Genomic DNA, 14,176 nt, shown 5'->3' with positions numbered 1-14,176 from the left:
CAGCCTCCTAACTTAATGCTTGTCCAACTATAAGTTTAAGAGTATTTTATGAAGTTTATTTCGTTAATAGAACTAATTCCATAATCTATATTAAGTTAACATTGTACTTTTCTATTAAATCTTTAAAAGCTGGTCTTTCATTCCCATCTCTACCAACAATATGTGTTGCTGTTACTAAAGAGTTTAAAACCGCTTCTTCTGTTGCTTCTCCTACTGCTCTAAATGCGAGATCAATATCTTCTTCATGTATAGTGGGAACCATTATGCATTGCGCTGTTTTTTCATGAGGTAATTTTGTTGCTGTTGAAAAGCCAATGACGACTTCACCACTTCCTGTTGTAATAATTGAACCTGTTCTTGATAAACCGGTAACTGTTCTTTTAATAATACGATTTAGCTGTCTTTCTGAAACGGGCAGGTCCGTTGCAACAATCATTATGATTGAACCCTTATCTTGTTCATCTCGTTCTTTTAAGATATAATCCCGCAATTCTGCTCCAATATGTTTTCCATTTACTTTTAAATCGCTTAAAATCCCAAAGTTAGATAAGACTAAAACACCCATTATATATGTACCATGATCCATCTTCATAACTCGCGAAGCAGTTCCAATTCCACCTTTTAATGAATAGCAAAGCATTCCAGTTCCTGCTCCAACAGTTCCTTCTTTCACATTTGAAGAAGCGTTATTTAACGCTTGAAAAACATGGTCTTTCTTTATAAACCTAGCTCGTACATCATTTAAAAGCATATCATTACACTCGCAAATTACTGGATTAACAGTGCCTGTCGTACGACCTATTTCTGGATTATGATCTAACATATATTCAATTAAAGCGTCTGCAGCTGTCCCAATGCTTAGCGTATTTGTTAAAATAATTGGCGTTTCGATCGTTCCTAACTCATTAATCTGGATGGTTCCCATCGACTTACCAAACCCATTAATAACATGCGATGACGCGATTAACTTATCCTTAAATAAATTACCTTGATGAGGAAGTATTGCTGTAACACCAGTTTGGATTTCTTGATTGCTAATCGTTACATGACCTACTGTAACCCCTTCAACATCCGTAATTGAATTTAGTTTTCCTGTTTCTAGATACCCAATATTAACACCATAATCTCTGATTCTTTTTTGACTCATTATCTATTCCCCCAGTTTCAAATTCAATATGAGTAGTAGTTGATTTCTCCTTTTATGGTTAATCTTAACAGACAACTTAGTAAATGAGTTACTTACTTGATAAAAATAAACGTCTCAATTACTCCTCATGATTTTCCTTAATCTAATAACTTTTCTGTTTAACCAATAAGGAAATTATTACCATATAAGAAAATCGAACTATTCCCATTTCCTAACATACTCTGTATTAACCTTGTTTTCTTGGTGGCATTGGCAAACAGGTACAGATCACTTTTATCTTCATGGTAAAAGTGATTTTTTAATTAAAATTTATAACTATCACAAGGTAAATTTTTACCCTGGGCTTTATTTATTGACTTTTATTACTAATACCTACTTTCTTAGTCTAAAAGTTCCTCTTATTTTTTTACATATACCATTGCTTGACCAAGCATGTTTTCTTTCATTCTCTTTAAGATCTCACTATCAAAATGCAAAAAAAAAAGAGTTAGTCTTGCAACTCTTTTTTTAGTGAAACAAATGATTATTTATAAAAATTACTGATTAAATTTATCAAGTGTATAATCATAATTGAATTCAATAAGTCCATCATTTAACGTAGTAAGAAATTTATTTACAGACTCAACTAATACCTCTGTAGTAATATATTCTGTCGGTTCAAACATTTGCCACACCGAATAAATCCCCCACCTTTCATCTCCTTTAAAAAGGAAATTCATAAGATCTTCATTTCGATTAATCGATTCATAATTCATGTTATCTCTTGATCCATTTTCTACTTTTTGAACCCATTCATTTAATTGAACCGCAAACTCAGTAAGATTTAAATTGGGATCATGAAAAAATAAAGTTTCATTTAAGTAGATATTTAATGAGCCCTCAATATATTTGCCAGTATTGGCAACATAAGCCGGTTCTGTAGGTATATAATCATTTAATATAAACAAGAATTTTATATTCATAAAATTCTCCTTTCGTTTGTAGTTCAATATTTATTTATGTATTTTATTAATTAGTTTTTATTGTTTCCTATTTTTGGAATTTCCTTCAATTTAATTTATCTTTTTTAACTTTTTATTTTAGATTGTAATTTATAGTTACAACTTGAAATCAAAAACTACTAAGGTATCATTCTATAAATAGCAAAAAAAATAATATTAAAATTTACTATTAAGGCTTATCATCTATTGTAGTTTTAAATTATCAAAATTAAATTTTGCATTAGCATTTAAAACTGTTAAGGTAAAAGAACGGTTTGTAATTTGTCCCGTTTGTGGGCATAGAATGACTATCTTAAATGACTAAATTACTAAGTTACTTTTTATACCACTATTTGAATTAATGTAAGTTTATGTACAAGAAATAAGAGGAAAACTTATACTAATTAAAGTTTCCTCTTATTTTCATTACTTTTTGAATATAAATTCGAAAGGAATTATTTAAAATGCAAGAACAAATTGATGAATTAACTTTATTGCTTTTATATTTAACATCATTTGAAGAAAATACGGTATTAGGTGAAACTACACTCAGAAGTTAGAAGGGATATCCTTTCGATACACTGAATAAATAATCTGATAATAATCTCATATTTTTTAGTAATCGTGCAAAATCAGTTTACTTAACGGAAAACGGAATAGCTTTAGCTCAAAAATTATTGCAGAAATATACTATTAAAATAATGAATAAGATTATTTTATTTAACTCAGTTGTTTAAAATTACAGAGACAGTAACAAAATTATTCACAATGATTTTCGCATTGTACTAAGAGAGAATTCTTTAAAATTTCTGTTGCTTTCTTTATATTTGATACGCTTAAAAAAATACTATCTTTTTCTCCTATATAGAATGATTTCACCCCAACCTTACACCATAAGCTACCGTAAAATTTACTAAATACTCCAGGAATTCCAGGTGGAATATTTAATATACCGATAATTGTATCTTCTTTATATTTTACATTAAAAGTTGCAAGTGCTTTTCTAACTACTATTAGGTCTCGTTTATTCTCCGATTCCGTTGTACCAGCTACAAGTCTAACGAAATTATTGTTTTCACCACTTTTTGTTTGTAAAATCCCAACAATATTTACTGAATCGTTTGCAATATCTTTTAAAATGCAACTCAAAGTATCGTCATTTACTATAAAAGTAAATTGGGTTCTATATTCAATATCGAATTTTAATTGATCGACTCCATGGCCTTTAAAGCGATTCAACTTCTCCACATCCTAAATTTTCTGTTTTTATTAGTATGTGAAAATAAATAAAATGCTTTTGATTGAATATTAAACTCGTACACCATTTCTTTATCTATTTATAAATTTTCTTTAAATATAAAAAGCCCATATAACAGACAATATAAAACTATTCTAACTGTCTATTACATGGGTGTATTTGTCTAAAAATCTATTCACACTCACTACGGTGTAAATGTGATTATATTCATATCTCTATTAATTGCCGATGCTGAAGTAACATTCGATGCAACGGTAAAGAATACTCTAATACTATAGGTCGATGTTGCATTTGCAGGCGCTATATTAACTTGAGTACTTGCAAATTGAAATCTATGGGTTCCAGCTGTAGGTTGATTAGTATTAAATATTCTAGTATCTATTAAAGTCGCATCCCTATAAAGTCTCAACTCAAATGTTACCGCCCAGTTTGCAGAAACCACTAACTCAATCGCTGTTGCGTAGTCAATTTTAAGCTGCTGATTTGCAAGTACGGCTTGAGTGATACTTACAATGGTTACTTCAGTATCGAGTGGAGGGAATACCGCAATCGATCCTGCATTTTCTGCAAATGTCAGAGTTGGTCTTTGACCTGTTGGACCAGTTACACCGGTTGCCCCAGTTGCTCCCGTTGCTCCCGTTGCTCCCGTTGCTCCCGTTGACCCTGTTGATCCTGTTGATCCTGTTACTCCCGTCGGGCCGGTTGTTCCGGTTGGGCCTGTCGCTCCGGTCGTTCCCGTTACTCCTGTCGTTCCTGTTGCTCCGGTTGGGCCTGTCGCTCCCGTTTGGCCTGTTATCCCGGTTACTCCAGTCAGGCCGGTTGTTCCGGTTGGGCCTGTTACTCCAGTTGGGGCTGTCGCTCCAGTTGGGCCTGTTGTTCCAGTTGGGCCTGTTGTTCCAGTTGGGCCTGTCGCTCCCGTTGGGCCGGTTGTCCCGGTTACTCCAGTCAGGCCGGTTGTTCCAGTTGGGCCTGTCGCTCCCGTTACTCCCGTCATTCCCGTTACTCCTGTTGGGCCGATTGCTCCCGTTACTCCGGTTGGGCCGGTTGTTCCGGTTGGGCCTGTCGCTCCCGTTGATCCTGTTACTCCCGTCAGGCCGGTTGTTCCGGTTGGGCCTGTTGTCCCTGTTACTCCAGTCGGGCCGGTTGCTCCAGTTGATCCGGTTGCTCCAGTTGATCCGGTTGATCCGGTTGGGCCTGTTACTCCGGTTGGGCCTGTCGCTCCCGTTGGGCCTGTTGTCCCGGTTACTCCAGTCGGGCCGGTTGTTCCAGTTGGGCCTGTCGCTCCCGTTACTCCCGTCGTTCCCGTTACTCCTGTTGGGCCGGTTGATCCCGTCGCCCCGGTTACTCCTGTTGGACCGATTGATCCGGTTGATCCTGTTGTTCCTGTTACTCCGGTTGCCCCGGTTACTCCTGTTGGACCGGTTGATCCCGTTGCCCCGGTTTCTCCTGTTGTTCCTGTTACTCCGGTTGTTCCAGTTGCTCCTTTTAATCCCGTCGCTCCGGTTACTCCTGTTGGGCCGATTGCTCCCGTTGCCCCTGTTTCTCCCGTCATTCCCGTTACTCCTGTTGGGCCGGTTGATCCCGTCGCCCCGGTTACTCCTGTTGGACCGATTGATCCGGTTGCTCCTGTTGTTCCTGTTACTCCGGTTACTCCTGTTGGGCCGATTGCTCCCGTTACTCCTGTTGAGCCGGTTGTTCCGGTTGTCCCTGTCGCTCCCGTTGATCCGGTTGGGCCTGTTACTCCGGTTGGGCCTGTCGCTCCCGTTGGGCCGGTTGTCCCTGTTACTCCTGTCGGGCCGGTTGTTCCAGTTGGGCCTGTCGCTCCCGTTACTCCTGTTGGGCCGGTTGATCCCGTCGCCCCGGTTACTCCTGTTGGACCGATTGCTCCGGTTGCTCCTGTTTCTCCTGTTGTTCCTGTTACTCCTGTTGGGCCGATTGCTCCCGTTACTCCTGTTGGACCGGTTGTCCCCGTTACTCCGGTTGGACCAATTGCTCCGGTTGTTCCTGTTACTCCGGTTGCCCCGGTTACTCCTGTTGGACCGGTTGCTCCCGTTGCCCCGGTTTCTCCTGTTGGGCCGATTGCTCCCGTTACTCCTGTTGAGCCGGTTGATCCCGTCGCCCCGGTTACTCCTGTTGGGCCGATTGCTCCCGTTGGGCCGGTTGTCCCCGTTACTCCAGTCAGGCCGGTTGATCCGGTTGGGCCTGTTGTCCCGGTTACTCCAGTCGGGCCGGTTGTTCCAGTTGGACCTGTCGCTCCAGTCAGGCCGGTTGATCCGGTTGGGCCTGTTACTCCGGTTGGGCCTGTCGCTCCCGTTGGGCCTGTTGTCCCTGTTACTCCAGTCGGGCCGGTTGTTCCAGTTGGGCCTGTCGCTCCCGTTACTCCAGTCGTTCCCGTTACTCCGGTTGGACCGATTGATCCGGTTGCTCCTGTTTCTCCTGTTGTTCCTGTTACTCCGGTTGCCCCTGTTTCTCCTGTCGTTCCTGTTATTCCTGTTGGGCCGGTTGATCCCGTCGCCCCGGTTACTCCTGTTGGGCCGGTTGATCCCGTTGTCCCTGTTTCTCCTGTCGTTCCTGTTATTCCTGTTGGGCCGGTTGATCCCGTCGCCCCTGTTTCTCCTGTCGTTCCCGTTACTCCGGTTGTTCCAGTTGCTCCTGTTTCTCCTGTCGTTCCCGTTACTCCTGTCGTTCCTGTTATTCCTGTTGGGCCGGTTGATCCCGTCGCCCCGGTTACTCCTGTTGGACCGGTTGATCCCGTTGCCCCTGTTTCTCCTGTTGTTCCTGTTACTCCGGTTGTTCCAGTTGCTCCTGTTAATCCCGTCGCTCCGGTTACTCCTGTTGGGCCGAATGATCCCGTTGCCCCTGTTTCTCCTGTCGTTCCTGTTATTCCTGTTGGGCCGGTTGATCCCGTCGCCCCGGTTACTCCTGTTGGGCCGGTTGATCCCGTTGTCCCTGTTTCTCCTGTTGTTCCAGTCGCTCCGGTTACTCCTGTTGGGCCGAATGATCCAGTCGCTCCGGTTACTCCTGTTGGGCCGAATGATCCTGTTGCCCCTGTTACTCCTGTCGTTCCTGTTATTCCTGTTGGGCCGGTTGATCCCGTTGTCCCTGTTTCTCCTGTTGTTCCAGTTGATCCGGTTGATCCCGTCGCACCGGTTTCTCCTGTTGGGCCGGTTGATCCCGTTGCCCCTGTTTCACCCTTCGTTCCAGTTACTCCTGTTGCCCCAGTTACGCCAGTTGTTCCTGTTACTCCGGTTGCTCCTGTCGTTCCCGTTACTCCGGTTGCCCCTGTTTCTCCTGTCGTTCCTGTTATTCCTGTTGAGCCGGTTGATCCCGTCGCCCCGGTTACTCCTGTTGGACCGATTGCTCCCGTTGGGCCGGTGGCTCCGGTTGCCCCTGTTTCTCCTGTTTCTCCTGTTATTCCTGTTACTCCGGTTGCCCCGGTTACTCCTGTTGGGCCGGTTGATCCCGTTGTCCCTGTTTCTCCTGTTGTTCCAGTTGATCCCGTCGCCCCGGTTACTCCTGTTGGGCCGGTTGATCCCGTTGCCCCTGTTTCTCCTGTCGTTCCCGTTACTCCGGTTGTTCCAGTTGCTCCTGTTGATCCGGATGATCCGGTTGATCCCGTCGCTCCGGTTACTCCTGTTGGGCCGAATGATCCTGTTGCCCCTGTTTCTCCTGTCGTTCCTGTTATTCCTGTTGAGCCGGTTGATCCCGTCGCCCCGGTTACTCCTGTTGGGCCGGTTGATCCCGTTGCCCCTGTTTCTCCTGTTGTTCCAGTTACTCCTGTCGTTCCTGTTGTTCCTGTTGGGCCGATTGCTCCGGTTGATCCTGTTTCACCCTTCGTTCCCGTTACTCCTGTTGCCCCAGTTACGCCAGTTGTTCCTGTTACTCCGGTTGATCCGGTTGATCCTGTCGTTCCCGTTACTCCGGTTGCCCCGGTTACTCCTGTCGTTCCTGTGGTTCCTGTTGGGCCGATTGCTCCGGTTGATCCTGTTTCACCCTTCGTTCCAGTTACGCCAGTTGTTCCTGTTACTCCTGTCGTTCCTGTTGTTCCCGTTACTCCTGTCGTTCCGGTTGATCCGGTTGCTCCTGTCGTTCCCGTTACTCCGGTTGCCCCTGTTACACCAGTTGTTCCTGTTACTCCGGTTGGCCCAGTTACTCCTGTCGTTCCTGTGGTTCCTGTTGGGCCGGTTGCTCCGGTTGATCCCGTTGATCCCGTTGCCCCTGTTACTCCTGTCGTTCCGTTTGTTCCTGTTATACCTGTTGGGCCGATTGCTCCAGTTGCTCCGGTTGATCCAGTTTCTCCTGTCGGGCCGGTTATTCCAGTTGGACCAGTCACTCCGGTTATCCCTGTCGTTCCGGTTTCTCCTGTTGGACCAGTTACTCCGATTTCTCCTGTCGATCCTGTTACTCCACTTTCGCCAGTTGGTCCCGTTACTCCAGTCGGACCTTGAGGACCAGTTTTACCTCTTTTACCTCTTGGACCTCGACAGCATTTATCACAACATTTACATTCCTTACAATTCTTACATTTGCATTTATTACATCCTTTACACTTACAGTCCTTGCATTTACAATCCTTACATTTGCATTTATTACAATCTTTACACTTACAGTTCTTACATTTACAAGATTTTCTATTTTCTTTATTCTCTTTCCCCAAATTATCACCTTTTCCAACTAGAAAACCATTTTAGCAAAAAATCTTGTCCATTTTTCATACAATATAATTCTATGTACCTACATTAAAATTTGATTATTATATATGACCAAAAAATTATAAGGAAATTTTTTACATTAATTAATTAGAAAATAAATAATACTTTTTATAAGTATTCTTATAGTCTCAAATAATAAAAGAGGATGTTTTATCATCCTCTAATCAAAAATTAAACCCTTGCTCTAACGATGTAACGTGAAAAAGTAATCGGCAATCCTTCATTCGTAGCATTTTGTACAAATATTCGTTTTACTTCTGATAAATTATCTTCTGTTTGTTCCATTAAAAGAGATTGCTTTTGGCCGAAGCATCTTAGTTTTAAAACATCAATGGGTGTATGTAAAAATTCAATACTATTAACAACTTGTATTTCTACAGCTTCAAACCTACTTTGATCAAGTCTTTGTTTTATCATTCTTAAAATCGGTTTCTCATTATTAATTGATTCAAAAAGATTAGGAAATAACCTAGGCAATTCAATTCCAAAATCATCACCAGGATGAAGGCCAAGGATTTCCCCTCCTTTTTTTACTACTCTTTTTAGTTCTGGATAAGCTGATGTAGGTCCTTTTCGATTATAAGCACAGTCAAATTGTCCAGATTCAAAAGGCAATCCATTTTTTGTACTGCCAGCAATAAATGACACATTTCGTTTTTTCGTTTCATTTCCACTTTTTATAAAATCATTTGTAAGATCAAAACCTACAATTTCTTTTGCTTTTTCACTACATTGAATAGTGAATTCACCATGTCCACAACCTACATCTAAGACAATTTCGTTATTAATCATTTCAAATACTTCATTATTAAATAATAATTCCCCATTCGGCTCTGTAATTGTTGAATTCCATGGATAAGTGTATTCTCCATGTAATCTACCCATTTGTTCATACCACTTTGGTGAATGAGGTGTTACCCAATCGTTATGTAATGTAGGATTGATTAATTTCATAAATATGAATGCTCCTTTACTCTTAATCAGAATAAATAACATTCCTCATTTCATGGGAAATCCCTTCTTATTTTAAGAAAAAATAATCAATTCCTTTTTGACCTATTGATTTATTCTATAAATTTCGCGGGCTATTGATTCAATTATATAGACCACTGGAACTTGAGTAGTAATATTAGCTTTTTCAAGATACTCCTCTGTCACATAATAGGGAATATTTAAGTCAGAAATTTTGGCTATTGTTGATAATTTGTTGTTCGTGATACTTATAATTTTACAGCCTTCTTGTTTAAGTAAATTTAGATGATTCACTGTGAAAATAGTTTCTCCTGAGACTGACAAAGCGATTGCTATACTATTTTTTGTTAATTTAGAATGGATAGGAAAATGTGGGTCTTTTATATAAAGTGAAAATTTACCTAAACTTGAAAAGTACCTCGAACCATACTCAGCAAGAATACCAGAGCTACCAATTCCAATAAAGATTACATTTTCAGCCTTATTTATTTCAATTGCAGCCTCTTTAACTTTATCTTCTAAATCTCCTTTTAAAGACCTCTCAAAAAATTCCAAGAGTGTATGATGAGCGCTTTTTACGAAAGTCCGTTTCTCCTCTTCCAAATACATTTTTAGCTTTACTTTAAATTCAGAAAAACCGTCACAATTTAGTTTCCTACAAAAACGTAAAATTGTTGAAGTTGATACGTGGGTTTCATCTGCAATTTCACGAATACGCATGTAAGCAACTTTTTCCATATTTTTTGAAATGTAATTATATAAAGATAACTCTAACTCATTAAAAGATGCGATTTGATCATTTGAAAACATTTTATCTAGTTCTCCTTTAATAACTAAGTACTAAATATATACAACTATTTTATTATCTTAACATACAAAATAAAAAACACAGCGTTACATTTATGAAACAATTATTTACTTTTGTGATTAGAAACTAGATTCCATTCACTTATTTACTAACATCTCCGTTAACGTTATGATTCGTTTATATTCTCATTAATTAAAAAAATGGATTTATGTAAAAAACTAAAAGAAATTAGGAGGTAAAAAAATGAATCAGTTTAAGTTTCCTAAAAATTTTCTATGGGGTGGCGCTACCGCTGCTAATCAAATGGAAGGTGGTTTTTATGAAGGAAATAAGGGTTTAAATATAGCCGATGTTCTTCCTGGTGGTAAAGAAAGACTGAATATTTTACAGTCCCCTGGCTTTAATTTTGAGATTGATCGTTCTAAGTATAATTATCCAAACCACGAAGGAATAGACTTCTATCACCGATATAAAGAAGATATTGCTTTATTTGCTGAAATGGGTTTTAAAGTTTTCCGAATGTCAATTGCTTGGACAAGAATTTTTCCAAATGGAAATGAACTAGAAGCAAATGAAGATGGGTTGGCATTCTATGACCGTGTTTTTGATGAACTACACAAATATGGCATTGAACCAGTTGTTACAATTTCACACTATGAAATGCCAGTAAATCTTGTAAAACAATACGGCGGTTGGAGAAATCGAGAAGTTGTAACCTTCTTTGAGCGATATGTTAATGCAATTTTCAATCGTTATAAAAACAAAGTAAAATATTGGATGACTTTTAATGAAATTAATAGTGGATTAATTATGCCAATTATGGGACTTGGTTTTTCAATCAAAGAAGAAAAAGATAAATACCAACCAACATTTCAAGCGTTTCATCATCAATTTGTAGCAAGTAGTATTGCTGTCAAAGCTTGTCATGAAATTATTCCTGATTCTCAAATTGGATGTATGATTTTATATGCTCCGGTTTATTCATTTGATTCAAATCCTAACAACGTGATGTATGCCCTTGAAGAAGAACGCTTTTTTAATTATTTCTGTGCAGATGTTCAAGTTCGTGGCGAATATCCAGCATTTATTAATCGATTCTTTAAAGAACATAATATAAAACTTGAAATGAAAGACGGTGATTTAGAATTAATTAAAGAAGGCACTGTTGACTATATTGGATTTAGTTATTATATGTCTAGAACAGAGAAGAAGGAAAAATCTAACTTAGAAAGTTCACAAGGCAACCTGATTGGTGGAGTTAAAAATCCTTTCCTTAAGGCAAGTGACTGGGGTTGGGAAATCGATCCGGTAGGTTTACGTATTAGTTTAAATCAATTATATGACCGTTACCAAGTACCGTTATTTGTTGTTGAAAACGGCTTAGGGGCATACGACAAAGTTGAAGATGATGGAACAATTAATGATTATTATCGAATTGATTATTTACGTGAGCACATTCATGCTATGGGTGAAGCGATTCAAGATGGCGTTAAATTGATGGGTTATACTAGCTGGGGGTGTATCGATCTTGTAAGTGCATCATCAGGTGAATTCTCAAAACGTTATGGATTCATTTATGTCGATAAACACGACGACGGTAGCGGAACATTAGAGCGAAAGAAGAAACAATCCTTCTTCTGGTACAAAGACGTAATTGCTTCAAATGGAGAAAAACTATAAATAGATCAATAAAAGGAACTTCATCTAATTTGAAGTTCCTTTATTCATTGAATTGTGTTAGTTCTTGGTAATTCGTTTGTATATAATGCCCTTATCAGACGAAAAAAACATGCTTGAGTCCGTCACATGGACCGTTAAGATGTTATTAGACCCTTTAATTCTCAACTTCACAACTTTGTCGGTTGATGAGACAACCTTGTAATGACGATAGAAGGTTTGCTCATATGACCCCATTTTGGTCGTGTACCGAAAAAGAACCAGATCCGTTTTTTTGTCTTTTTTAAACTCGATCGTATAGTCAACCTGTTCGTTCGATTGATTCGTTGTCGTTTGATAAATCCATTTTCCATACATTTTGTTTTCAGCCTCATGGTGACTACATGCACTAAGAAAGACAAGAAAGAAACAAGAAAGAAGAAGTTTTTTCATGGTGAAACCCCCAAAGAAATATATTACATTTTGTTGATAAAAAAGACCATTCGCAAGAATTCATTAACGAAATCTCTACCTAGATTTCATTGACATTCCCCTGATGGATTTACTCATGAACAGTCCGGTCAACTAAATCGCAGCTGTTCCATTTATCAATTTCGTAACAGTATAGTTAGACTACTAGATTCTTATTCATTTTCAATTCTTACCATTAATTTACCATCCGCATAAATAGTTAAGTAAACAGTGTCGCCAAGTTTCAATGGAGAATTAGATTTACTTTCTACTAATTCTTTCTCTGTAAATCCGTATTTCCCAGAATCATCACAAATTATTTGATAATGGCCTTTATTCTCTTTATTTGCAAGGTCGACAACTTCGCATACTTGAGTTTTTAAATTTGAATCTACGTTAATTAATTCTTGTTTATTAACGAGTGTAATGATTCTTTTTGATTTAGGAATTTTGACAACAATTGGGTGTGCTTTAGCCTGATTAAAATTAATAATAGCAATCGATATGATTATTCCAAGGGTGAAGATAAACGTAGCTATAATAATTCCAGATGTTTTCAATTTTTCAATTTTATCTTTTTCCAAATTAAAGTACACCTCACCTTTTTAGTATCTAAATTCCCTAAAACTAAATGAAATCCTTCTTTCAAACACATGCAAAAAAAGGCTTTTTACATCGTTAAATGTAAAAAGCCTTTAGCTTTTATAATGATTTTAAACGTTCTATTCGTTTTTCTAGTGGCGGATGTGTTGAGAATAATCTTGCAAATTTCTCTTTACCGCTAATTTTAAAAGCAGCAATCGATTTTTGACGGTCATCAATCAATCTAATATTTCTACTTAATGATTCTAAAGCATAAATCATATTATCTTTTCCACCAAGTTCTGCGGCATATCGGTCTGCCTTAAACTCCCTATTTCTTGAATGCCAGAAAATAATTGGACTACTTAAAATACTGAATACGATCTCAAACACTACTGAACATAAAAAATAAACTAAATAAGATAACTCTTCTCTAACAAAATTAGAAACAATTTTTGCAACTAAACGGGAGAAGAAAATGACAAAAGTGTTAATTATCCCTTGTAATAAGGTTGTAGTAACCATGTCACCATTTTTTATATGAGCAATTTCATGTGCTAAAACACCACTAATTGCAGGTCGATCCATTGTCTCTACCATTCCGCTTGAAACAGCTACTAAAGATCGTCTTTTACTAGGTCCTGTAGCAAATGCATTAACTTCAACTGAATCATAAATACCAACTTGTGGCATCTTTTTTAACCCAGCAAGTTTTGCTAAACGATAAGTCTCTTCTAGTACAAAATTTAAGCGATCAATTTGTGGAGAGCGAGGATCAATTAATTTTACACCCATAACCCATTTGGCCATTATACGAGAGAATAATAATGAAAATATCGCTCCACTAAATCCTGCAATTACACTAAAAGCAAGCAGTGCCCAGTAGCCACCATTACCTATATAACGAGGTACACCTAATAATGTTGTAATCGTCGTAATTGTGATTAAAACTAAAATATTAACAAAAATAAAGAAAGAAATCCGTTTAAACAAAATCGTTCCTCCTCATAACTATCTACTTATAAAATCATTTTATTTAGCTTTTATTCTTAAATGAGTCTATTTTCTTAAACAACCATTGCACACAATTATTTTCTTATACTCATATTCATTTATTCTACTACACATTTGTGTTTTGTTTAATATTGGTCTACATTGCTATGAGCGATCGTAATAGATTACATTTTCACTATTTACGTAAAACTCAATGCCCCAATATTTTTAACCTAAATATCTCACAAATTTAAATGGATTAAGACAGTTTCCTAGTTTTTCTCCAAATTAAAGAAAACAATAAGATTACCATCCCTACAAAGACCCCAATAATTTGGTCTATTAGAAGTTCACCAGTACGAATTGAGTGAATGATAAATGTTCCGCCAAAAATAAAGATGATGAGTATTGATAATTGTAGTAAATAAATATTGATTTTCATCATTTCGCCTCCACAGCTTTATTTTACCATTTTTGTATTCTAAAATTTAATTCCTATATATATCTAACTATATTTTTTTGAAATAGTTTTTCCAACTAATCTTATAGGTCAAAAGAACTTTTCATTTTTTAAACTATTTTAAGCATATTTGAAAA

11 protein-coding genes are annotated in these 14,176 nt (G+C 38.1%); 2 read left to right on the top strand and 9 right to left on the bottom strand.

The window, feature by feature from the left end; all coding sequences use genetic code 11:
- Positions 1 to 85 precede the first annotated feature (85 nt).
- Positions 86 to 1,147 carry a P1 family peptidase gene (locus RAH41_RS01275; protein ID WP_331220038.1) on the bottom strand — a complete coding sequence of 354 codons (1,062 nt, stop codon included), beginning with the start codon at positions 1,145 to 1,147 and terminating at the stop codon, positions 86 to 88.
- A 536-nt stretch (positions 1,148 to 1,683) separates the two neighbouring features.
- Positions 1,684 to 2,109: a hypothetical protein gene (locus tag RAH41_RS01270; protein WP_331220036.1), complete on the bottom strand. Its 426-nt coding sequence runs from the start codon at positions 2,107 to 2,109 to the stop codon at positions 1,684 to 1,686.
- Between the two features lie 626 nt (positions 2,110 to 2,735).
- Between RAH41_RS01270 and RAH41_RS01265 the strand changes: the two genes are divergently transcribed.
- Positions 2,736 to 2,864 (top strand): DUF6429 family protein, encoded by a 129-nt coding sequence (locus RAH41_RS01265; RefSeq protein WP_331220421.1) that lies wholly within the window; start codon positions 2,736 to 2,738, stop codon positions 2,862 to 2,864.
- A 22-nt stretch (positions 2,865 to 2,886) separates the two neighbouring features.
- Here the strand turns inward: RAH41_RS01265 and RAH41_RS01260 are convergent, their stop codons facing one another.
- The 4 genes from RAH41_RS01260 to RAH41_RS01245 form a co-directional block, all read right to left on the bottom strand.
- On the bottom strand, positions 2,887 to 3,366 hold the full coding sequence (locus RAH41_RS01260) for a hypothetical protein (protein ID WP_331220034.1): 480 nt from the start codon (positions 3,364 to 3,366) through the stop codon (positions 2,887 to 2,889).
- Between the two features lie 203 nt (positions 3,367 to 3,569).
- Positions 3,570 to 8,042, bottom strand: a complete 4,473-nt coding sequence (locus tag RAH41_RS01255) for a collagen-like protein (protein ID WP_331220032.1) — start codon at positions 8,040 to 8,042, stop codon at positions 3,570 to 3,572.
- A 226-nt stretch (positions 8,043 to 8,268) separates the two neighbouring features.
- Positions 8,269 to 9,051 carry a class I SAM-dependent methyltransferase gene (locus RAH41_RS01250; protein ID WP_331220030.1) on the bottom strand — a complete coding sequence of 261 codons (783 nt, stop codon included), beginning with the start codon at positions 9,049 to 9,051 and terminating at the stop codon, positions 8,269 to 8,271.
- Positions 9,052 to 9,153: 102 nt separating this feature from the next.
- Positions 9,154 to 9,879 carry a MurR/RpiR family transcriptional regulator gene (locus tag RAH41_RS01245; RefSeq protein ID WP_331220028.1) on the bottom strand — a complete coding sequence of 242 codons (726 nt, stop codon included), beginning with the start codon at positions 9,877 to 9,879 and terminating at the stop codon, positions 9,154 to 9,156.
- A 241-nt stretch (positions 9,880 to 10,120) separates the two neighbouring features.
- On the opposite strand from RAH41_RS01245, the gene RAH41_RS01240 reads away from it, so the two are divergent.
- On the top strand, positions 10,121 to 11,557 hold the full coding sequence (locus RAH41_RS01240) for a glycoside hydrolase family 1 protein (protein ID WP_331220025.1): 1,437 nt from the start codon (positions 10,121 to 10,123) through the stop codon (positions 11,555 to 11,557).
- A 620-nt stretch (positions 11,558 to 12,177) separates the two neighbouring features.
- Here the strand turns inward: RAH41_RS01240 and RAH41_RS01235 are convergent.
- From RAH41_RS01235 to RAH41_RS01225, 3 genes are all read right to left on the bottom strand, one after another.
- A complete protein-coding gene (locus tag RAH41_RS01235) occupies positions 12,178 to 12,588 on the bottom strand; it encodes a hypothetical protein (RefSeq protein ID WP_331220023.1) in 411 nt (136 codons plus the stop codon).
- Positions 12,589 to 12,706: 118 nt separating this feature from the next.
- Complete coding sequence (gene htpX / locus RAH41_RS01230; RefSeq protein WP_331220021.1) at positions 12,707 to 13,579, bottom strand: protease HtpX; 873 nt, start codon at positions 13,577 to 13,579, stop codon at positions 12,707 to 12,709.
- A 259-nt stretch (positions 13,580 to 13,838) separates the two neighbouring features.
- Positions 13,839 to 14,021 (bottom strand): hypothetical protein, encoded by a 183-nt coding sequence (locus tag RAH41_RS01225; protein ID WP_331220020.1) that lies wholly within the window; start codon positions 14,019 to 14,021, stop codon positions 13,839 to 13,841.
- Positions 14,022 to 14,176: the final 155 nt, after the last annotated feature.

Origin of the sequence: Gottfriedia acidiceleris (assembly GCF_036421055.1) — a bacterium.
Lineage (GTDB): Bacteria > Bacillota > Bacilli > Bacillales > Bacillaceae_G > Gottfriedia > Gottfriedia acidiceleris_C.
Note: the sequence above shows the minus strand (reverse complement) of the source record. Positions and strands in the feature narration are given on the sequence as shown.